Annotated in this window: 1 pseudogene; it reads right to left on the bottom strand. The window is 42.5% G+C overall.

Annotated features, from left to right (window positions below):
* Positions 1-704: pseudogene (locus ACFIK8_RS11515) on the bottom strand (carbamoyl phosphate synthase large subunit); the annotation flags it as partial.

Below are 704 nucleotides of genomic sequence, written 5' to 3'. Positions count from 1 at the left end.
CAGATTTCATAGCAGTCGTTAATACAGGGGATGAACCAGGAAATTTTTCGAAGGCAAAACGAGGAATCTTGGTAACAATATAGTCAATAGAGGGTTCAAATGATGCTGGTGTTGTACCACCCGTAATATCATTTTTTAATTCATCAAGTGTGTAGCCAACTGCGAGTTTAGCAGCTACCTTTGCAATTGGAAACCCGGTTGCTTTTGAGGCAAGCGCTGAAGAGCGGGAAACACGCGGGTTCATTTCAATAACAATGAGGCGGCCATTTTCAGGATTGATAGCAAATTGTACATTGGATCCTCCAGTTTCAACGCCAATTTCACGCAGTACGGCTATAGAGGCGTTACGCATACATTGATATTCTTTGTCAGTTAAGGTGAGGGCAGGTGCTATGGTGATGGAATCACCGGTATGGACACCCATAGGGTCAATATTTTCAATAGAACAAACAATGATACAGTTGTCATTCTTGTCGCGGACAACTTCCATTTCATATTCTTTCCATCCCAAAACACTTTCTTCAATTAAAACTTCTGTTGTTGGTGAAGCTTCAAGCCCGCGTTCTATGATTTCATAAAATTCAGAACGGTTGTAAGCAATTCCACCGCCTGTCCCACCAAGCGTGAATGAAGGACGGATAATGGCTGGAAGACCAACAATATCAAGAGCTTGAACAGCTTTCGCAGTAGCATGCGCTATATCA

Source organism: Bartonella sp. MR168JLCBS, from assembly GCF_042194175.1.
Note: the sequence above shows the minus strand (reverse complement) of the source record. Positions and strands in the feature narration are given on the sequence as shown.